Source organism: Stenotrophomonas sp. 28608_Sma (assembly GCF_056486185.1).
The window spans coordinates 3727869-3748756 of record NZ_CM151308.1 but is presented as its reverse complement, the minus strand read 5'-3'; the positions used below and the strand labels follow the sequence as shown (position 1 = coordinate 3748756).

Sequence of the window (20888 nt, the reverse complement as noted above, 5' to 3'; positions counted from 1 at the left end):
GCCCTCGGGGCGGCAGGCCATGCACCTGCAGGCAACGTACAATCCGGGCATGAACCGCGAACGCCTTACTTTCGTCATCGCCGCCTACAACGAGGAGCAGGCGCTGCCGTGCCTGCATCCCCGCCTGTGTGCGGTGCTGGACGGAATGCCCGACATCGATGGCCACATCCTGTATGTGGACGATGGCAGCCACGACGGTACCTGGCAGGTGATCGCAGGATTGGCGCAGGACGACGCGCGCGTATCGGCGTTGAAGCTGTCGCGCAATTTCGGCAAGGAGGCCGCGCTGACTGCCGGCCTGGATCTGGTGCGCGACGGCGCGGCGATGATCCTGGATGCCGATGGCCAGGACCCGCCGGAACTGGTGCCGCAGTTCGTTGCGCGCTGGCGCGAGGGCCATGACAACGTCTATGGCACACGCATGGCCCGCGATGGCGAAGCCTGGATCAAGCGCGCCACGGCGGCGGCGTTCTATCGGGTGATCGGTCGCCTGTCACGCACGCCGATCCCTGCCGACACCGGTGATTTCCGTCTGTTGTCGCCACGCGCGCTGAGTGCGCTGCGCGAGATGCGTGAACGCCACCGCTTCATGAAGGGCCTTTTCAGCTGGGTCGGATTCAAGCGTATTGCTGTGCCCTACCACCGTCACGCGCGGGTGGCCGGCTCCAGCAAGTTCAGCCTGTGGCGGCTGTGGAACTTCGCGCTGGAGGGCATCACCGGGTTCTCGACCGTTCCCCTGCGGGCGGCGACCTACATGGGCCTGGCAACGGCGGCGGTGGCCTTCGTATTCGGCGTGTGGGTGATTGCCAAGGCGGCCCTGTACGGTGACCGGGTGGCGGGTTGGCCGACGATGATGGCGGTGATCCTGTTCCTGGGCGGGGTGCAGTTGATCGCGCTGGGCCTGATCGGCGAGTACCTGGGACGGCTGTACGAGGAATCCAAGCAGCGCCCGTTGTACCTGGTTGACGCGTGGCTAGCATCCGCCGTGGCAGACTCGGCCCTGCAACCCACCCTCGGAGGGCAGGCAGATGACCACGGTACGGCAACTGTTGGACGGCAAGTCTCCTGAAGTACATGCGGTCGCGCCGGATGCGGCGGTGATCGATGCGATCCGGTTGATGGCGGAAAAGGGCATTGGCGCGGTGCTGGTGATGGACGGTCCGCGGCTGGTCGGGATCCTTTCGGAGCGCGATTACGCGCGCAAGATCGTGCTGCGTGATCGTTCGTCGCGGGATACGGCGGTGGCCGAGATCATGACGGCGAAGGTGGTGACGGTCTCGCCGGGCGAGCAGGTGGAGCACTGCCTGCAGCTGGTGACCGACTACCGCATCCGCCACCTGCCAGTGGTGGAGGGGGCACAGGTGCTGGGGGTGATTTCCATCGGCGACCTGGTGAAGTCGGTGATCGATGCGCAGCGGCGCGAGCTGGATCAGCTGCAGCAGTACATCGTGGCAGGGTGAGTTGTTCGCTGGCGGGCCTGCGGCCCGCCGGCCCGCTTTTCGAAGCTCAAAGCCGCGCCTTCCTGCTACGTCGGAGGGCGGAGGGCATGGCCGTGCAGGACACGCCGTAAACCCCGCTCCGCGGTCCGGCCCAGCCGCTGGCGGCTGTGCGTTCGGGCGCTTGCGAAGCAGTGCTTCGCAAGCAAAGCGTCCTCACCCATGGGGGGCTCGATCGGCGCATCCATGCGCCTCACGGTCCTGCCCAGCCGCACCCTCCGCCTCTGGACACGTTCCTGCGAGCGCGGTGCGCACATGCGCGGTGCCTCGCCTTTGGTAGCTGCCAACCTTGGTTGGCAACAGCTTTTGAATTTGCTTTTTTCTTCTGACTTTGAATTTCCGCTCTCGTTCCGCGCGCAGGAACCTGTCCGGAGCCGAAGCAAGGCGGCAGGCAGGACCGTGAGGCGCATGGATGCGCCGACCGAGCCTTATCTGATCGGAATCTGGCAGCGTAGGCGTCGAGAGCCGGCGTGGGCCGCCGTGCGAGCCTAGATCTCGACGATCCGTAACCAGGATCGCGACGATCGCCATGTAGCTTGGCGCCCACGCCGGAATCTCCCTTGATCCGCCCGAACAGTTGCTGGAGCGACCACTCGAAGCGATAAGACTGGGCAAGCGGGGGAGCTCTCGACCCTTCCAGACTATACGGAGTCAGGTGATGAACGGGATCGGGATTGATGTCAGCAAGCGTCAGCTGGATATCGGTACGACGGACGGAGAAACCCTGCAGGTCGGCAACAACCGCTCCGGGTTTTCTGAACTGGATGTTTGGCTGAAGAAGCGTCCGACCCGCCAGATCGTGCTTGAAGCCACAGGTGGCTATGAGCAGCCGGTGCTGGATTTCCTGCACAAGGCCGGTCATCCGGTGGTCCGTGCCAATGCCTTGCGCGCCCGGAAACTGGCTCAGGGGTTGGGTCAGATTGCCAAAACCGACCGTTTGGATGCCTACGCGTTGGCGCAGATGGCCGCCCTGGTGAAGCTGCCTCCCTATCAGCCGCTGCAGTCTTGGCAGCAGAAGATGCGGGAGTTCGTTCGGGCACGTCGGCAGGCGATGGACGCCCTGACCATCGCGCGGCAGCAGCAGGAAATGGTGCTTGATCGTGAACTGCGCCGACTACTGCAGGGCAACATCACCCGCCTACAAACGTTGGTTGAGCGTCTGGGCAAGCAGATCGTCGAGCAGGTTGGTCAGCAGCCTCAACTGAAGATGCTGAAGTCGATGAAGGGCGTAGGGCCTGTGCTGCAGGCAGTTCTAGCCAGCTATCTGCCAGAGCTTGGCAGGATCACTGGCAAGCGCATCGCCAGCCTGGTCGGGGTAGCCCCGATGTCCCACGACAGCGGCACGATGAGAGGAAAACGAAGCATCCACGGTGGAAGAGCCGAAATCCGGCAAGTGCTCTACATGGCGGCAATGTCGGCCATGCGGCATGAACCTCGGCTGCGCGATTTTTACCAGTCGCTACGAGCCCGCGGCAAGGAAGGCAAGGTGGCCATCGTGGCAGTAATGCGGAAGATGCTGGTCATCCTCAACGCCCGTGTGCGCGACGCTGAAAGCGAGCTAGTCCCCGCCTGAGGCGAGCCAGGGCGAAAGACCAAAGGCTGCCGGCCAGCGGCCGGCACTACCGTGCCCGTTTACCTGACGGGCCTGAGACTCTCCAGCAACACAGTTGCTACAGGGACGTATTTACGGCGTGTCCTGCCTGTCGCCTTGCTCCGGCTCTACGCGCGGGAAAAGAGGCGCCGCGAACAACGCTGTAACCCTACTTCGCATACTGCCCCCCGCAGTCGGCATCCTTGCCCGGCCCCAGTTCGATGGTCGCCAGCAACGCCGCCGGCGGGGCAATGCTGCCCAGTACCAGGGCCACCGCGCCACGAATCCCCAATGCCTTGAAGTCCGGGCGGAACGAGGGATCCTTGAAGGTGCCGGAGATGTGCAGCGGCGAGCGCAGTACCAGGATGCTCTTGTCCTTCGGGCGCGGTTTCAGCAGCAGGTCCAGGGTCTCGTCGCGCAGGCTGACCGTGCCTTCGCCGATGAGGATCGTATCGGTAGTGTCCACCGCCAGCGCCTGGCTGGTCATCAGGCCGTCGCGCACGCCGAAGTCGGCGAAGGCGCAGCGCAGGGGAATCTGTTTGTCGCCGGTCACCAGGAATTTCAGTGATTCGGTGATGTCCAGCCCTGCAAGTTCCATCACCAGGTTGCCGACATGGCCGCGGCCCATCGCCAGGCCGACCTTGCCACTGCTGCTGCCGAGCATCGCGGCGATCGAGTTGCCGCGGCCGCTCAGGTCCACCTCGCCGCCGATGCCGCCCTTGGCCTGCTCGGCCAGTTTCGCGTCCGGAAACAGCTGGCCGAGCTGCACGCCGCGCACGCTGGCCTTCAGGGCGGTGCTGATCTGCGGACGGCGCGCGTCCATGCGGATCGTGCTGCGGATATCGCCTCCGGCCACGCCGAAGTTCAGCGGGTCCAGCCGCAGTACGCCGTCATCCAGCAACAGGTGCGCATCCATGTCATCCAATGGCAGCGATGGCGCGTTGATGCGGTGGGCCTTCCAGCGCACGTCGGCATCCATCGCGCGCAGCTTGCCGAGGTTGTAGGGTGTGTCGGGCAGCACGCGTGCGCGGGCGGCAACCCGTGCGGCCTCGGCCTTCTGTTCGGCGTTGGCGGTTTCACCGCCGCCGGTTTTCGGTGGGGCACCGACGAAGCCGGCAAGGTCATCGAAGTCCAGGCGCTTGGATTCCAGCGTGGCGGTCAGCCGCGGCCGCGCACCGCCCACTTCGAACTGCAGATTGCCACCGAGGTCGCTGTCGCCGACCTTGCCGGTGAAGGCGTCGTAGCGCCAGACGTTGTGGTCACGCTTGAGCCGGCCGTTCAACGCATAGGGTGGCGACGGCGGAATGGCAATGCCGAGCAGCGGATAGAGGTCGGCGAGGTCCTGGCCGCTGAGCGCAAACTGCAGATCGAACACGCGCAGCTGGAAGGGGTTGGTCAGCGTGCCACTGGCTACCGCGTGGGTGGCGCCTGCTCGGCCATCGAGATGGATGCGGAACGGATGGTCGCTGTCGGTCAGCTCCAGCGGTGATTCCGTGCCGCCACGCAGGGTGAACGGATTGCCCTGCCAGTGTCCCTTGCCCTGTACCAGCAGCGGTGGCGCCGCATCGGCCTGTTTCGGCCGGCCGCTGCTCACGTCCACGCGGATATCGGTACGGCCGAGCGCGTCGAGGAACTGCAGGCGACCGTCATCGATGCGCAGCCGTTTGAGCTGGGGGCTGGTCCCGCCGGCGCTGTCACCGAGGAAATCCCAGTTGCCCGGTTCGCCCTTGCGCGGGGCGGTTTCCAGCAGCACGTCCGGGCGGGTCAGGCGCACTTCGGGCAGCTGCACGCTGCCGCGCAGCAGCGGCCACACCCGCACGTCGATCTCGACGCGGTCTGCGGTGGCCATATCGGGTTGCTTCGCCCAGCTGGCATTGGCGAAGGTGATCGCATCGGCGCGGATCGTACTGGTGCGGCCGAGGTCGACATCAAGGTTCCCGATGTGCAGCGCACGGCCGGTGCGTGCCTGCACCGCGCGCTCAACCGGTCCCTTGAACCAGTTCCAGTCCCACAGCGCGATCAGCAGCAGGAGTGCCGCCAGCAGGAAGATCAGGATCGTGAGCCAGCGCCGGCCTCGTGGGCCGGGGCGGCGGAGGCGCCAGCGGGCCGTGCGCTTTGCGGCAGGGGAGGCGGCAGCATTCACGCCGCCATGGTTGCCCCCTCTTCGTGGACAGGGCGCGAAGCGTCCATGTGCGTGGTGTGCACACGCCGCGTTCGAACGCTGGTTTACAGCACCTGCATGGTGACCGCGACGAAGTGGCAGACGCTGCCACCGATCACGAACAGGTGCCAGATCGCATGCGAATACGGGATCGATTCACGGTGGTAGAAGTAGGTCCCCAGCGTGTACGACAGGCCACCGGCGAACAGCCAGGTGAGGGTGCCGCCGTCGATCGAAGCCCACATCGGCTTGATCGCCACGACCACCAGCCAGCCCATGGCGATGTAGATCACCGTTGAGAGCACCTTGAAGCGGCCGGTGTAGAACAGCTTGAACACCACGCCGCCCAGCGCCAGCGCCCAGATCGCGGTGAACAGGCCCCAGCCCCACGGACCACGCAGGCCGATCAGGGTGAACGGGGTATAGGTGCCCGCGATCAGCACGTAGATCGCACAGTGGTCGAACACCTTCAAGCGGCCCTTGGCGACCGGATGCTGGATGGCGTGATACAGGGTGGAGGCGGTGTACAGCAGCAACAGCGCGATACCGAATACGATCGCACTGGCCAGCTGCCAGCCGTCGCCGTAGATCGCAGCCAGGGTGATCAGCACCGCGCTGGCTGCCAGGGCGAACACCGCGCCCAGGCCATGGGTCAGGGCGCTGGCGATTTCTTCACGGATCGAAGCAATGGACGTCGTGGACATGGGCATGGGCATCGTTCACGGGGAGGGGGACCCGCGTCCCCCTATCATCGCCGCGATGGCCGCCGTGTGCACGCCCGTCACCGTATGGTGGGTGAATCCCTGCGTTGCGCCGATGAATCCGTGAGCGGTAGATCCACGCCATGCGTGGATGAACCACCCGCGACGGCCGGGGCAGAGCCCTTTCCTTGCGGAAAGGGATCCGGCCCGCTGGCATCAGCCCACCGAAACCGTATGCGCCGCTTCGCGGGTGGCCGAGAAGCGCACGTCCGGCGAGCGTTCCTGGGCCAGCTGCAGGTTGACCCGGGTCGGTGCCAGGTAGACCAGGTGGCCGGCCGCATCCAGCGCCAGGTTCAGCGCATTCTTCTCGCGGAACTCTTCCAGCTTCTTCTCGTTGCTGCAGTGGACCCAACGCGCAGTGGTCACGCTGACCGGCTCGAAGGTGGCTTCCACGCCGTACTCGTCCTTCAGGCGGTAGGCGGCCACGTCGAACTGCAGCACGCCGACCGCACCCAGGATCAGGTCGTTGCTGGTCAGCGGGCGGAAGAACTGGGTCGCACCTTCTTCGGACAGCTGGGCCAGGCCCTTCTGCAGCTGCTTGAGCTTGAGCGGATCGCGCAGGCGTGCGCGGCGGAACAGTTCCGGGGCGAAGTTGGGGATGCCGGTGAAGGTGACTGCTTCGCCTTCGGTGAAGGTATCGCCGATGGAAATGGTGCCGTGGTTGTGGATGCCGATCACATCGCCCGGCCACGCCTCGGCGGCGATCTCGCGGTCGCTGGCCATGAAGGTCAGCGCGTTGGCCAGCTTCATTTCCTTGCCGGTGCGCACGTGGAAGGTCTTCATGCCGGCGCTGAAGCGGCCCGAGCAGACCCGCATGAACGCCACGCGGTCACGGTGCTGCGGGTCCATGTTGGCCTGGATCTTGAAAACGAAGCCGGTCAGCTTGTTCTCTTCCGGGGCGATCTCGCGGCCGGTGGTGGAACGCGCCTGCGGCGACGGGGCATGTTCGACGAAGAAGTCCAGCAGCGGCTGCACGCCGAAATTGTTCACGCCCGAGCCGAAGAACACCGGGGTCTGCTTGCCGGCGCGGTAGGCGTCCAGGTCGAACGGATGGCTGGCGCCCTGCACCAGTTCCAGTTCGTCGCGCAGGTCGGCCAGCATCTGTGCACCGATCTTCTCGGCCAGGCCGGGCGCATCGATGGACGGGAAGATGGTCGAGTCCTGGCGGGTGAAGTTGCGGCCCGGTTCGTACAGGTGCACTTCGCCGGTCAGCAGGTGGACCACGCCCTTCAGGCGCTGGCCCATGCCGATCGGCCAGGTCACCGGCGCGCACTGGATGCCCAGCACGGTTTCCACTTCATCCAGCAGCTCGATCGGGTCCTTGCCCTCGCGGTCGAGCTTGTTGATGAAGGTCATGATCGGGGTGTCGCGCAGGCGGCAGACTTCCATCAGCTTGATGGTGCGCTCTTCCACGCCCTTGGCCACGTCGATCACCATCAGCGCCGAGTCCACCGCGGTCAGCACGCGGTAGGTGTCCTCGCCGAAGTCGGCGTGGCCGGGGGTGTCGAGCAGGTTGACGATCTTGCCTTCGTACGGGAACTGCATCACCGAGGAGGTTACGGAGATGCCGCGCTCCTTTTCCAGCGCCATCCAGTCGGAGGTGGCGTGGCGGGCGGCCTTGCGGCCCTTGACCGAACCGGCCATCTGGATCGCGCCTCCGAACAGCAGCAGCTTTTCGGTCAGCGTGGTCTTGCCGGCGTCAGGGTGGGAGATGATGGCGAAGGTGCGGCGACGCGACGCTTCGTTGGCGACTTCGGACATGGCAGTGGCGCCCGCCCGGGGCGCTTTTCAAAGAGATAAGCGCCCGATTATACCGGCCGGGGCCGTTCAGCGCCCGATGCCGCCCTCGACCTTGTCCTGGCGGGCGAACTGCAGTTGGCCCTGTTCGGCGAAGATGCGTGCCGGCACCGAGCGCAGGCCCATGCCGCGGTTGACCTGCACCACGAAGTGCAGGTGCGGCGCGCTGCTGAAGCCGCTGTTGCCTGACAGGCCGAGCGGCTGCCCGGCCCCCACCGCCTGGCCGCGACGCACGCGCATGCCGCCGGCCTGCAGGTGGCCGTACAGCGCCATGCTGCCGTCGCTGTGCAGCACACGGATGAAGTTGGCGCGGGCACCATCACGTTCGCGGTCCTGGCCGTTGCCACGAAAACCATCCTGGATCTGCATCACCGTGCCCTCGCGCGCGGCCAGCACCAGCGTGCCCTCCGGCAGTGCGAAGTCGACCGCATCGCGGTTCTCCTCGTCATCGTGGCTGAACCGGCCCTGCGGCGCCTGGTCCACGCGCGGACGGGCCGCATCGAAAGGCAGGCGATAGGCGACATCTTCGGCCTGTGCGGCCGGGTTGCCCGGCACCGACTGCAGGCGCAGATCCAGCGTGCGGCCATCGAGCGGGGCGGGCAGGTGGCCGACCACCAGGCTGCTGTCGCCCTGGATCAGCGATTGCAGCGGCAGCCCTTCGACCGGGCGTCCGGGTGCAGCGCGCAGTTCGATCTGCAGCGGTCCTGCCAGCCCATTGTCGATCCGGGCCTGCCATTGCGTGCCGACCGGCTGCAGGCGCAGCCGGGCCATGGGGGCGGCGCCCTCGGCACTGCCAGCGTGGGTGGTTGGGGTGGCGGGGGAAACCAGTCCCCAGCCCTGGCGCCAGTCACCGGCGCTGGCCGTCGTGCTCGCCAGCAGGGACATCAGCAGGCAGGTCAGGGGCAGGCGCAGCATCAGTGGTTCCAGAGGGTAGGGACCGCCGGGACTGTAGCCGATCCTGAACAGGACGACCGCGACCGCCTTCGCATAGTCACGTTGAAAATATTCATCGCTTTATCCGCATGAAGGGATTGACAGTGCCGGAAAGGGCTGGCATCGTGGCTCCACCATCGAGACCGGCAGAGGGACAGGCCCTTTGAAGCCGGGGCAGCCCGCGGATGCGAAAGCGTCTGCGTAGGTGCCAAATCCTGCGGGGACCGTGGCGTCCGCCGAAAGATGGTTCGAACCATGCACCCCACGTGCATCTCGAACGCGGGCCCCGCGAAGGCTCGATGGCCGATTCCCCAACCGGATCCCGCCATGAGCTTCGCCGCCAGTACCGCGCTTCGCCCCGAACCCTTTGTCCCCGTCAGCGTGCCGGTCGAAGACCGCGTGCATGCCGAGCGCGGTGAGTTCGCCGCGGTGCTGTCGATGCGTCACGCCGGCCCCAGCCCGGTGCGCCTGCGCTATGAGTGGGTCGGCCCGGCCAATGCGCCGGTGGTGGTGCTGGCCGGTGGCATTTCCGCCCATCGCCACGTGGCGTCCAATGCACAGTTCAGCGAGAAGGGCTGGGCCGAAGACCTGGTCGGCAGCGGGCGCGCGCTGGATCCGCAGCAGCTGCGTGTACTGGCCTTCGACTTCATCGGCGCCGATGGTGCACTGGATGTGCCGATCGATACCGCCGACCAGGCCGATGCACTGGCGCTGCTGCTGGACCATCTCGGCATCCGCACGCTGAAGGCGTTCGTGGGCTACTCCTACGGGGCGCTGGTCGGCCAGCAGTTCGCGATCCGCCACCGTGCACGCGTGCGCCAGCTGGTGCTGGCCAGTGGCGCGCATCGCCCGCATCCGTATGCCGCCGCCTGGCGCGCATTGCAGCGCCGCGCGGTCGCGCTGGGCCAGCTGCAGTGCGGCGAAGACCACGGTCTGGCGTTGGCCCGGCAGTTCGCCATGCTCAGCTACCGCACCCCGGAAGAGTTCGGCGAGCGCTTCGATGCCGCGCCGGAAGTGATCAATGGCCGCGTGCGCGTGGCCGCCGAAGACTATCTCGACGCTGCCGGTGCGCAGTACGTCGCGCGCACGCCGGTGACTGCTTACCTGCGCCTGTCCGAATCGATCGACCTGCACCGCGTCGACCCCACCGCGATCCTGCCGCCCACCGTAGTTGTCGCGGTGGAGGGTGACCGCCTGGTGCCGCTGGCCGACCTGGTCGGTCTGGTCGAAGGGCTGGGCCCGCGCGGCAGTCTGCGCGTGCTGCGCTCGCCCTACGGCCACGACGCCTTCCTCAAAGAAACCGATCGCATCGACGCGATCCTCGCCACCGCCTTCCGCACTTCTGGAGAGTCCGCATGAGCCTGCACGCAAACGAGCCGTCCTGTAGTCGCACCACTGCCGCCGTCCGTGCCGGCATCGATCGGGACACCGCGCATGGTGCGGTCACTCCGCCGATCGTGCTGTCGTCGAACTTCAGTTTTGAAGGCTTCGGCAACAAGCGCCAGTACGACTACACGCGCAGTGGCAACCCGACCCGTGACCTGCTCGGCGAGGCGCTGGCGGAACTGGAGGGCGGCGCCGGCGGCGTCATCACCGCCACCGGCATGGGTGCGATCAACCTGGTGTTGAACGCATTGCTGCAGCCGGGCGACACCCTGGTGGTGCCGCACGATGCATACGGCGGCAGCTGGCGCCTGTTCAATGCGCTGGCGAAAAAGGGCCACTTCGAACTGGTCACCGCCGACCTGACCGATCCGCGCGCACTGGCGCAGGCGCTGGCCACGCAGCCGAAACTGGTGCTGGTGGAAACGCCGTCCAACCCGCTGCTGCGCATCACCGACCTGCGCTTCGTCATCGAGGCCGCGCACAAGGCCGGCGCACTTGTGGTGGTCGACAACACCTTCCTGTCGCCGGCCCTGCAGCAGCCGCTGTCGTTCGGTGCCGACCTGGTGCTGCATTCCACCACCAAGTACATCAATGGCCACAGCGATGTGGTCGGTGGGGCGGTGGTCGCGCGCGATCCGGCGCTGCACGAGCAGCTGGTTTGGTGGGGCAACGCGCTGGGCCTGACCGGCTCGCCGTTCGATGCGTTCCTGACCCTGCGCGGCCTGCGCACGCTGGATGCGCGCCTGCGCGTGCACCAGGAGAACACCGCGTCGATCGTTGCCCTGCTGGACCAGCATCCGGCGGTCGGCACGGTGTACTACCCGGGCCTGGCCGATCACCCGGGCCACGCCATCGCCGCGCGCCAGCAAAGCGGCTTCGGCGCGATGCTGTCGTTCGAACTGGCCGACTGCGAAGGCGATGATCCGCATGCCGCAGTGCGTGCCTTCGTCGATGGCCTGCGCTGCTTCACCCTGGCCGAATCGCTGGGTGGCGTCGAAAGCCTGATCGCGCACCCGGCCACCATGACCCATGCGGCGATGACCGCTGAAGCGCGCGCGGCCGCCGGCATCAGCGAAGGCCTGCTGCGCCTGTCGGTCGGCATCGAGGCCGAGCGTGACCTGCTGGCTGATCTCGGCGCAGCGCTGCAGCGCGCCGAAGCCGTGATTGATGCGGCTGCGCGCCGCAAACAGGTGGTGGATGCATGAGCGCGCTCGCTGCTGACATTCCTGCGCTGGGCGCGGGGCGCCTGGCGCTGCTCGGCACCGGCACGGTCGGCTCAGCCTTCGTGCAGCGCTACCAGGCGTTGCAGGCACGCGGGTTGGAACTGCCCAGCGTGCAGTGGCTGGCCAATTCGCGCACCGCACTGGCGATCGACCGTGATCTGGCGTTGCCGCTGGAGCTGGCACGACGCGCACCGCGTGACGGTCTCAGCTCACCGCCATGGGCGAGCGCCGAAGGGCTGGAACGGGGTGACGTGGTGGTCGATGCCACTGCCAGCGAAGATGTGGCCGCACGTCACGTGCAGTGGCTGGCGCGTGGGGTGCACGTGGTCACCGCCAACAAGCTGGGCCGCGGTGCGCAGCTGGCACGTGCCACGGCCATCGCCGAGAGCTGCGCAGACAGTGGCGCACGCTATGGCGACAGCGCCACCGTCGGTGCCGGCCTGCCGTTGCTGAGCAGCCTGCGCGCGCTGGTAGCCGGTGGCGACCACATCCACGCCATCGAGGGCGTGCTGTCCGGCTCGCTGGCGTGGCTGTTCCATCGCTATGACGGCCAATCGCCGTTCTCGGCGGCGGTGCGCGAGGCGCTGGCGGCCGGTTATACCGAACCGGACCCGCGTCTGGATCTGTCCGGCGAGGACGTGCGCCGCAAGCTGCTGATCCTGGCGCGCAGCAGCGGGCTGGCGCTGGATGCTTCGCAGGTGCAGGTGGATTCACTGGTGCCTGAAGCGCTGGCAGCGCTGCCGCTGGAGGATGCGGTGGCTGCGCTCGAGCAGCTGGATGCGCCGCTGCAGGCGCGCTGGCAGCAGGCACGCGACAATGGTCGTGTGCTGCGTTTCGTCGGCCGCGTTGATGGCGAGGGTGCGCAGGTAGGCCTGCGCGAGTTGCCGGCCGATCACCCCTTGGCGCAGGGTGCAGGCACCGACAACCGCGTGGCCATCCACAGCGATCGCTATCACCGCCAGCCGTTATTGATCCAGGGGCCGGGCGCGGGTGCGGAAGTCACTGCGGCCGCGTTGCTGGATGACGTGCTGCGGATCGTGGGTTGATGTCCGTGCTGCTGCGCTCGCCGGGCCATGCCCGGCGGGCCCGCAATCTCAACGCGACCTCAACGCCTTCAACAATGCCGCATTGAACTGCTTCGGGTCCTGCACCTGCGGCGAATGGCCCAGTTCGGCGAACTCGACCAGCGTCGCGCCCGGAATGGCCGCGGCCGCTGCTCTGCCCAGCTCCGGATAATTGCCGAGCGTCGCCTTCACCGCAGGCGGCGCCAGGTCACGGCCGATCGCGGTGCGGTCCTTCTGGCCGATGAACAACGTGGTCGGCACCTGCAGATTCTTCAGTTCGTAGACCACCGGCTGGTTGAACACCATGTCCGATGCCAGTGCCTGGCTCCATGCAACGACCTGCTTGCCCGGGCCTTCATACATGCCCGACTGCATCCGCGCCCACGGTTCATACGCCGGCTTCCACTTGCCGTCGTAGTACACGTCCAGCTGGTAGCGGCGGATGCTGTCATAGCTGATGTTCATTTCGCCGGCGTACCACGTATCCACGCTGCGCCAGGGAACACCCAGCGCCTTCCAGTCTTCCAGTCCGATCGGGTTGACCAGTGACAGACTGCGCAGGTCCTGCGGGTACATCAGCGCATAGCGCACTGCCAGCATGCCGCCCATCGAATGGCCGACCAGATGCACCGGTACATCACCCAGCTGCAGCTGCTGCAGCAGCGCATGGGTGTTGGCCGCCATCTGCGCGAACGAGTACTGGTAGCGCTCGGGCTTACTGGACTTGCAGAAGCCCACCTGGTCCGGGGCGATCACCCGGTAGCCGGCGTTCAGCAGCGGCGCGATGGTCTGCTGCCAGGTGGCTGCGCAGAAATTCTTGCCGTGCAGCAGCACCACCACGCCGATGGCGCGGCGTTTGGGCAGGACATCCAGATAGGCCATTTCCAGTGGCTGCCGCTGCGATTCCAGCCCGAAAGTCTTCACCGGATAGCCGTAGTCGAAACCTTCCAGCCGCGGACCATAGGTCGGCGCGGCAAGCGCGGACAGCGGCAGGCAGGCAAGCAGGGCAGCAGCGATCACGCGCATGGGGCCAATCCGGGGCGGGGGAGCCCCGAGCCTAACCGGAACGCGGTGACGGTGTCGTCCGATGTTGAGCCGGGCTCATGCCCGGCTGCAGGGTAGAGCCAGGCCATGCCTGGCTGCGGCCATCAGCACTCGATGACGTTCACCGCCAGGCCACCGCGGCTGGTTTCCTTGTACTTGTCCTGCATGTCGCGGCCGGTATCGCGCATGGTCTTGATCACCTTGTCCAGCGACACCTTGTGCTTGCCGTCGCCGCGCATCGCCATGCGCGAGGCATTGATCGCCTTCACCGCACCCATCGCATTGCGCTCGATGCACGGGATCTGCACCAGGCCGCCGATCGGGTCGCAGGTCAGGCCCAGGTTGTGTTCCATGCCGATTTCCGCAGCATTCTCGATCTGGCTCGGGTTGCCGCCCAGCGCCGCGACCAAGCCGCCGGCCGCCATCGAGCAGGCCACGCCCACTTCGCCCTGGCAGCCCACTTCGGCACCGGAAATCGAAGCGTTTTCCTTGTACAGGATGCCGATCGCCGCCGAGGTCAGCAGGAAGTCGAACACACGCTGCTCGTTGGCGCCGGGGCAGAAACGGTCGAAGTAATGCAGCACCGCCGGCAGCACGCCGGCTGCACCGTTGGTCGGCGCGGTCACCACGCGACCACCGGCGGCGTTTTCTTCGTTCACCGCCAGTGCGTACAGGTTGACCCAGTCCAGCGTGGTCAGCGGATCGCGCATCGCCGCTTCCGGCTTCGACGACAGCTCGCGGTACAGCGCCGGTGCACGACGGCCGACCTTCAGGCCACCCGGCAGCACGCCTTCCTCGCGGATGCCACGCGCGACGCACGACTGCATCGCGCTCCAGATCTCGCGCAGGTTGGCGCGGATCTCGTCTTCGCTACGCCAGCACTTCTCGTTCTCGAACATCAGCTGGGCAATGCTCAGGCCGCTGCGTGCGGTCTGCGCCAGCAGCTCGTCGCCGCTCTTGAACGGGTAGGGCAGCGGGGTCTCGTCGGGCACGATGCGGTCATCGGCCGCGTCGTCCTGGTTGACCACGAAGCCGCCACCGACCGAGTAGTAATCGCGGGTGGCGATCACTTCGTCCTCGGCGTTGTACGCGGTGAAGCGCATGCCGTTGGTGTGGTACGGCAGCTTCTGGCGCTTGTTCATGCCGAGGTCGCGCTTCTCGTCGAAGGCGATCTCGTGCTGGCCCATCAGCTGGATGCGCTTGCTGCTGCGGATGCGCTCCAGCGTGGCCGGGATGATGTCCGGGTCGATCAGGTTCGGCCGCTGCCCTTCCAGGCCCAGCAGGATCGCCTTGTCGGTACCATGGCCGCGGCCGGTCAGCGCCAGCGAGCCATAGACATCGGCGCGGATGCGCGCGACCTCGTGCAGGCGGCCCGGGTCGAGCAGCCAGCGGTGGATGAATCGCTCGGCGGCCTTCATCGGCCCGACGGTGTGCGAGGAGCTCGGGCCAATGCCGATCTTGAAAACGTCGAACGTGCTGACAGCCATGGTTGCCGTACTGCGGGTACCGGAAGAGACCGCTATTCTAGCGGTTCACGCCGCACTTCAATGGCTGCGGCGCAGCATTTCCACCAAGGGGACCCTGCCGGTGTTGACTCTGTTCCAGCGTGACGACTGCCACCTGTGCGACATGGCGCTGGCCGAGCTGGCCAAGGCCCGGGCGCCGGAATTCGAATCGGTGTTCCTGGATGACCAGCCAGCGCTGGAATCGCGCTACGGCGCGCGGGTGCCGGTGCTGCGCGACGAGCGCGGCGACCGTGAGCTGGACTGGCCGTTCGACGCGGCTGCGGTTCAAGCCTGGCTGGCCGTCGAACGGTAGTGCCGGCCGCTGGCCGGCACCTGCCCGCATCGGTGAGGTTGCCGGCCAGCGGCCGGCACTACCGGAGATGATGGCCGGGGCGGTGCCCCGGCCTGTTGATCATTTCGCGTCGAACTTCACGATCGTGCTGATCGCGGTTTCGTCCGGGATGGTCTTGGTGTCGGCCCAGTCACCGCTGCCGACGCCGAAGTCCAGGCGCTTGACGGTGGCCTTGCCGGTCAACACCGGCTGGGTGCCCGGCTTCCAGGTGAAGGTGAGGGTGACCGGCTTGCTGACGCCGCGCAGCTCCAGCGTGCCGTCGGCGGCGAACTGGTCGTTGCCCACCGCACGGAAGCCCTTGGCGGTGTAACGCGCAGTGGCGAACTTGCCGACGTTGAAGAAGTCGGCGGTCTGCAGGGTCGAGTCGCGGTCGCTGTTGCCGCTCTTGGCACCGGCCAGCGGAATCACCACGTCCAGCGAACCGGCGGCCGGGTTGGCCGGGTCGAAGCTGAGCTTGGTGGCAAAGCCCGGGAAGCTGCCGGTGAACACTTCGCCGTCGTACTTGGTGGCGAACACCAGGATCGAGCCGGCGCCGGGGGCCTGCGCGTAGTCCGCGGCGAGCGCCGGGGCGGTGGCCAGCATGCCGGCCAGGGCGGCGGCCACGGCGGCCGGAGTGGTCAGTTTCAGGTTCATCGGTCAGTCCTTCTGAGGGGAGGCGAGCCAGCCGCGCGGCAACATGCGGGACAACGTTGCATCGCGCTGGAACAGGTGGTGGTAGAAGGCAGCGCCGGCATGGGCCAGCACCACCGCGATCAACAGCCAGAAGCCGTATTCGTGGATGGCGTGGGACACCGCCACGACCTGCGGATCCGGGCCACTCAGCTTGGGCACATCAACCAGGCCGAACCAGCGGAACGGGCGCAGGCCACTGGCCGAGTCGTACAGCCAGCCCGACAGCGGGATGGCGAACATCAGCACATACAACAGCACGTGGGTGGCGCTTGCGATGCGCTCCTGCCAGCTGGGCACGCCCGGCACCGGCTTGGGGGCGCCGGCGTACAGGCGCCAGCCGAGGCGGAACAGGACCAGCGCCAGTACGGTGATGCCGATCGACTTGTGTGCGGTGTAGACCCAGAAGTACTTGGGCGTCTTGGGCAGTTCGCCCATGGTCAGGCCGACCACGCCCAGGGCGAGGATCAGCAGTGCGATCAACCAATGCAGGATCTGGCTGACACTCCCCCAGGCGGCGGGGGTGTTCTTGGCGGTCATGAAAGGTCCTCTAGCGGGCCGTCTTGGGGTCGGAGTGCGGAACGGGAGCGGGAGTTCCCGGGGCGTCGCTGCGGTCGAGGGTGGCTTCAGCCTCGATCCTCAGCTGTACTGCATCACCGATGACGCCCGGCCAGGCGGTGATGCCGAACGCGCGCCGGCTCAGCGTGGTGCTGGCGGAGAAACCGGCGGTGCGTCGGAACGGGGGGAGGGGGTAGCGCTTGATGGCGTTGAGGGTCACGTCCAGGGTGACTTCCTGGCTGACGCCGCGCAGGGTCAGGGTACCGATCACGTGCGCACGCTTGGCATCGATCGGTTCGACCCGGCTGGAGACGAAGCGCGCGCTGGGGAAACGCTCGCCGTCGAGCAGGCTGCGGGCCAGCGTGGCCTGGTTCCATTTGGCATCACCTAGGTCCAATCGCGACACGGGGACCTCGACATCCAGTGTGGCCTCGCGCCAGTTGTCGGGATCGAACTGCAGGCGGCCCTCACTGCCGGAGACCGTCCCCATCGCCTGCGAGTAACCCGCGTGGTCGATGGTGAACAGCACACGCGTATGCACCGGATCGAGGCGATAGGTATCTGCATCCGCCCAGGCGGGGGCGGTGGCGAGCAGCATCGGCAGCAGGGCCAGGCAGGGACGCATCGATGGCGGGCTCCGGAAGGGGGACGTTGCGATCATACGCACAGCCCCCCGCCAACGTTGCGTGCATGGCTGCAACAGTTCGTGGTGGGTACACCGGTGGAAACAGCCTGTTGCAGCCATGAACCCGGCCCTGTGTGACAATCGGGACAGGACAGGGGGTTCAGGATGACGAGCGGTTGGCGCCTGTGGTGCCGAGGCATCGCGGGAATGGGGCTGCTGCTGATGGCGTTCGCCACGGCGGCCACGGCCCTCGACATGGCGGAAACACCGCGCCTGCGCCGTTTCGGTGCAGCTGAAGGCATGCCCTCGCGCATGGTGCTGGCGCTGGCCGAGGACCGCCAGGGCCATATCTGGGCGGCCACCGATGGTGGCCTGGTGCGCTATGACGGCGGCAACCTGCGGGTCTGGGAACATGATCCGGAGCAGCCGGGCTCGCTGCCCGGCAACGAGATCGAGACCCTGCTGGTCGATCCCCTGGACCGCGTCTGGGTCGGCATCAATGGCAAGGGCGTGGCCCGGCTGGATGCCGACCGCGAACGCTTCAAGACCTTCGATGCGGTCAACGGCCCCTGCATGAGCCAGTTCTGGACGCTGGCCTACGCCGAGGATGCACTGTGGATCGGCACCAGTGGCCATGGCGTCTGCCGTTTCGGTGAAGACGGCAGCCTGCGCTTCTTCGAGCATGATCCGGCCCGTCCTGGCGGGTTGCCCAGCAATACCATCTACAGCAGCCTGGTCGATGCGCAGGGGCGACTGTGGATCGGCACCGAGGCGGGCATTGCGCGCTGGAACGGGACTGGATTCGAGGCTGTCGCGCCGCGCGAACTGGGGGCGCTGAGTGTATTGCGCCTGAGCCGCGACCCCGATGGCTCGATCTGGGCCGGCAGCCAGAATGACGGCCTTTACCGTATCGACGCGCAGGACCGGGTCAGCCGTCCGCGCTGGGCCGACAGTGCGCGCCTGCGTTCGGCACTGGTGCTGGCCGATCGCCAGGGCGGTTACTGGGCGGGCACCTCCGATGGCCTGTTGCGTGGAGATGCCAGCATGCTGCGGCGGCTCGACGGCGACCGCGGCAGTGGCTTCCTCACTGCCCAGAGCGGTGTGCTTGATCTGATGCAGGACCATGAGGGCGGATTGTGGGTGGCGCTGCTGACCCAGGGCCTGGCCTACCTGCCGCCGGACTGGCGCCGGTTTTCGATCTGGAACCAGCTCGACGGCAAGCCGCTGGACAGCCAGTACCTGCTGAGTGCAGCCAGTGATGGCCGGAATTACTACGTCGGCTCAGCGCATGGCGTGTACCAGCTGGACGCGCAGGGAGTACTGAAGTTGCTGGCCAGCGATCGCGAGATCGGCAGCGGGGCGGTGTGGTCGGTGCTGCCGCGGCCGGACGGGCGCCTGTGGCTGGGGCGTGCCGGCCGCATCAGCGTGTACGACCCGGCCACCCGCGCGCTGCACGATTGGCATATCGATGGGGGAGCCGATCTGCGCCAGCGCATCGATCTGATGCGGCAGGCCCCCGATGGCACGGTCTGGCTGTCGGTGATGAACCTGGGCCTGCAGCAGCGCAGCGCCGATGGCCGCGTGCTGCGTAGTTACCCGCTGGAGGATCTCCGCAAGACCGCCGATTCACCGGTTGAGCAGATCCGCTTTGATGCACAGGGCAAGGCCTGGGTGATGGGCGACATGGGGATCTGGCGTGAACAGGCCGGGCGCTTCGAAGCGGTGCCGGGCGTTTCGCGCGGGCTGATCTACGATCTGGTGTGGGTGGATCCACAGCAGCTGTGGCTGGCCCGGCAGGGCGCGCTGGAACGCTACCAATGGGATGGCATGAGCCTCCGCCTGATCCAGCGCATCGATGGCAGTGCTGGCGTACCCTCGGTCAGCATGGGAGGACTGGCGCTGGCCGAAGACGGCCGCCTGTGGGCGACCACGCCACGTGGCCTGCTGCGGTGGGACCCGAAAACGCGCCGCCTGCAGCAGTTCAACGAACGCGATGGTCTGCCCGACGCCGAGTTCACCAGCAGGCCGCCGGCGGTGAATGTCGATGGTCGCGTGCTCGCGGTTGCCCAGACCGGCCTGGTCGTGTTCGATGTGAATGCTGCCGATGCGGTGCTGCCGCCGTCGTCGCTGGTGATCGCCGAGGTCCGCGTGCGGCGTGATGATGCCCGCGGCTGGCAACCGCTGCCGACCACCGGCACGCTGTTGCTGGGCCCGGATGATCGTGATCTGCAGATCGATGCGCGACTGCTTTCCTATGCCAATCCGCAGGGCAACCGTTACCGCTTCCGGGTGCAGGGCTACGACCAGAACTGGGTGGAGCAGGGCGGTGACGGCCAGCGCACGCTGTCGCGGCTGCCGACCGGCAGCTACGTCATTGAAGTCCAGGCGGCAACGGCCAGTGGCACGTGGACGCCTTCACAGCAGTTGCAGGTGAAGGTGCTGCCACCCTGGTGGCGCAGCGGCATGGCGATCTTCGGCTACCTGCTGATCGGCTCGCTGCTGCTGCTTATCCTGGTGTGGTCGATCCGTGCGCGCCTGCGCCGCCGCCAGCAATGGCAGTTGACCGTGCACAAGCAGCAACTGGCAGAGCAGGCCTCCCAGGCCAAGAGCCGGTTCCTGGCCACGCTGGGCCATGAGGTGCGCACCCCGATGACCGGTGTGCTCGGCATGAGTGAGTTGCTGCTGGCCACCCCGTTGGATGCGGTGCAGCGCAGCTATGCAGGCTCGATCCAGCAGGCTGGCAGCCACCTGCTGCGGCTGGTCAATGACGCACTGGATCTGGCCCGCATCGAGGCCGGCCGGCTGGAGCTCGACCTGCGCCCGTTCGATCTGGCTGGCCTGCTCGACCAGGTGCAGGCGTTGATGGAGCCGATGGCGAAGCAGCGCAACCTGGGGTTCCAGCGTGGGAGCGATCCGCTGGGGCCGATCAGCGTCAGCGGCGACGAGATGCGCGTGCGGCAGATCCTGCTCAACCTGCTGGGCAATGCAATCAAGTTCACCGAGCGCGGGCACGTCGGCCTGGCCGTGCGCCTGGAAGAGAACGGTGGCGGACTCTGCTTCGAAGTGCATGACACCGGCCCGGGCATCAACGCCGAGCAGCAGGACCGGCTGTTCCATCGCTTCGAACAGGCGGACGGCCCGCGCACCGCGTCGCGCTATGGCGGCAGCGGGTTGGGCCTGGCGATCTGCCAGGAGCTGGCCGTGGCCATGAACGGACGCATCGAAGTGGACAGCCAGCCGGGCAAGGGCGCGCGATTCCGGGTGTGGTTGCCGCTGCCCTGGATCCGGCAGGCCGCCAATGCGCCGGGCGAGTCGCCGGTGCTGCCGGTGCTGCCGCCGCTGCGCATCCTGCTGGTGGAAGATGACGCGACCGTGGCCGAGGTCATCGCCGGCCTGCTGCGTGGCCGTGGCCACGACGTGGTGCACGTGCTGCATGGCCTGGGCGCGCTTTCGGAGATTGCCACCGATGGTTTTGACGTGGGCCTGCTCGATCTCGATCTGCCCGCGCTGGACGGCACCGCCATCGCTCGCCAGCTGCGCACCATGGGCTATGAACTCCCCCTGGTTGCGGTCACCGCGCGCTCCGATGCCTACGCCGAGCCCCAGGTCCTGGCGGCCGGGTTCGATGGCTTCCTGCGCAAGCCGGTGACCGGTGACATGCTGGTGACTGCCATTGCCCAGGCGCGCGCAAAACGACAAACCGCCCTTTGAATGCGCCAGCGC

At 67.1% G+C, this 20888-nt stretch carries 17 protein-coding genes and 1 riboswitch; of the genes, 8 read left to right on the top strand and 9 right to left on the bottom strand.

Translation table 11 applies throughout. The features are described 5' to 3' along the window. Positions 1-49: 49 nt before the first annotated feature. The 3 genes from ACZLHH_RS17710 to ACZLHH_RS17700 all read left to right on the top strand — a co-directional run bounded on the left by ACZLHH_RS17710 (position 50) and on the right by ACZLHH_RS17700 (position 3069). The gene (locus tag ACZLHH_RS17710; protein WP_049401430.1) at positions 50-1069 is read left to right on the top strand and encodes a glycosyltransferase family 2 protein; all 1020 of its coding nucleotides are present in this window, start codon (positions 50-52) and stop codon (positions 1067-1069) included. Then, positions 1029-1460: a CBS domain-containing protein gene (locus ACZLHH_RS17705; protein ID WP_019336409.1), complete on the top strand. Its 432-nt coding sequence runs from the start codon at positions 1029-1031 to the stop codon at positions 1458-1460. The genes ACZLHH_RS17710 and ACZLHH_RS17705 overlap by 41 nt, the downstream gene beginning before the upstream one ends. A gap of 694 nt (positions 1461-2154) precedes the next feature. Continuing rightward, positions 2155-3069, top strand: a complete 915-nt coding sequence (locus tag ACZLHH_RS17700) for an IS110 family RNA-guided transposase (protein ID WP_180844144.1) — start codon at positions 2155-2157, stop codon at positions 3067-3069. 187 nt (positions 3070-3256) lie between these two features. Here ACZLHH_RS17700 and ACZLHH_RS17695 read toward each other — a convergent pair whose 3' ends face one another. From ACZLHH_RS17695 to ACZLHH_RS17680, 4 genes are all read right to left on the bottom strand, one after another. Further along, entirely contained in the window at positions 3257-5230 is a 1974-nt protein-coding gene (locus tag ACZLHH_RS17695) for an AsmA family protein (RefSeq protein ID WP_180844182.1), read from the bottom strand. Positions 5231-5313: 83 nt separating this feature from the next. Beyond that, positions 5314-5952, bottom strand: a complete 639-nt coding sequence (trhA, locus tag ACZLHH_RS17690) for a PAQR family membrane homeostasis protein TrhA (protein ID WP_005410682.1) — start codon at positions 5950-5952, stop codon at positions 5314-5316. Between the two features lie 213 nt (positions 5953-6165). Further along, the gene (locus tag ACZLHH_RS17685) at positions 6166-7770 is read right to left on the bottom strand and encodes a peptide chain release factor 3 (protein WP_014038155.1); all 1605 of its coding nucleotides are present in this window, start codon (positions 7768-7770) and stop codon (positions 6166-6168) included. Positions 7771-7836: 66 nt separating this feature from the next. Then, a complete protein-coding gene (locus ACZLHH_RS17680) occupies positions 7837-8721 on the bottom strand; it encodes a M23 family metallopeptidase (RefSeq protein WP_071228094.1) in 885 nt (294 codons plus the stop codon). Between the two features lie 149 nt (positions 8722-8870). Then, positions 8871-8989: riboswitch (SAM riboswitch) on the top strand. A 77-nt stretch (positions 8990-9066) separates the two neighbouring features. Between ACZLHH_RS17680 and metX the strand changes: the two genes are divergently transcribed. Genes metX through ACZLHH_RS17665 form a run of 3 tightly spaced genes read left to right on the top strand, consistent with a single transcriptional unit; the run spans position 9067 to position 12394 of the window. Beyond that, on the top strand, positions 9067-10098 hold the full coding sequence (gene metX / locus ACZLHH_RS17675) for a homoserine O-succinyltransferase MetX (RefSeq protein WP_049401407.1): 1032 nt from the start codon (positions 9067-9069) through the stop codon (positions 10096-10098). Further along, entirely contained in the window at positions 10095-11330 is a 1236-nt protein-coding gene (locus tag ACZLHH_RS17670) for an O-succinylhomoserine (thiol)-lyase (protein ID WP_049401406.1), read from the top strand. The genes metX and ACZLHH_RS17670 overlap by 4 nt, the downstream gene beginning before the upstream one ends. After that, positions 11327-12394 (top strand): homoserine dehydrogenase family protein, encoded by a 1068-nt coding sequence (locus ACZLHH_RS17665; RefSeq protein ID WP_180844183.1) that lies wholly within the window; start codon positions 11327-11329, stop codon positions 12392-12394. Before ACZLHH_RS17670 ends, ACZLHH_RS17665 begins: the two co-directional genes overlap by 4 nt. A gap of 48 nt (positions 12395-12442) precedes the next feature. On the opposite strand, the gene ACZLHH_RS17660 is transcribed toward ACZLHH_RS17665, so the two are convergent. Further along, positions 12443-13438 (bottom strand): alpha/beta fold hydrolase, encoded by a 996-nt coding sequence (locus tag ACZLHH_RS17660; protein WP_180844184.1) that lies wholly within the window; start codon positions 13436-13438, stop codon positions 12443-12445. 122 nt (positions 13439-13560) lie between these two features. After that, positions 13561-14943, bottom strand: a complete 1383-nt coding sequence (locus ACZLHH_RS17655) for an L-serine ammonia-lyase (RefSeq protein WP_024956918.1) — start codon at positions 14941-14943, stop codon at positions 13561-13563. Between the two features lie 100 nt (positions 14944-15043). On the opposite strand from ACZLHH_RS17655, the gene ACZLHH_RS17650 reads away from it, so the two are divergent. Then, the gene (locus ACZLHH_RS17650; RefSeq protein WP_032127830.1) at positions 15044-15274 is read left to right on the top strand and encodes a glutaredoxin family protein; all 231 of its coding nucleotides are present in this window, start codon (positions 15044-15046) and stop codon (positions 15272-15274) included. 99 nt (positions 15275-15373) lie between these two features. Here ACZLHH_RS17650 and ACZLHH_RS17645 read toward each other — a convergent pair whose 3' ends face one another. Genes ACZLHH_RS17645 through ACZLHH_RS17635 form a run of 3 tightly spaced genes read right to left on the bottom strand, consistent with a single transcriptional unit; the run spans position 15374 to position 17165 of the window. Continuing rightward, positions 15374-15946, bottom strand: coding sequence for a YceI family protein (locus ACZLHH_RS17645; protein WP_010482754.1), 573 nt, complete (start codon positions 15944-15946; stop codon positions 15374-15376). 3 nt (positions 15947-15949) lie between these two features. Further along, the gene (locus tag ACZLHH_RS17640; protein WP_005410672.1) at positions 15950-16522 is read right to left on the bottom strand and encodes a cytochrome b; all 573 of its coding nucleotides are present in this window, start codon (positions 16520-16522) and stop codon (positions 15950-15952) included. Between the two features lie 10 nt (positions 16523-16532). Beyond that, complete coding sequence (locus ACZLHH_RS17635) at positions 16533-17165, bottom strand: YceI family protein (RefSeq protein WP_110713196.1); 633 nt, start codon at positions 17163-17165, stop codon at positions 16533-16535. Between the two features lie 165 nt (positions 17166-17330). Between ACZLHH_RS17635 and ACZLHH_RS17630 the strand changes: the two genes are divergently transcribed. Then, positions 17331-20876 carry a sensor histidine kinase gene (locus ACZLHH_RS17630; RefSeq protein WP_197573203.1) on the top strand — a complete coding sequence of 1182 codons (3546 nt, stop codon included), beginning with the start codon at positions 17331-17333 and terminating at the stop codon, positions 20874-20876. Positions 20877-20888: the final 12 nt, after the last annotated feature.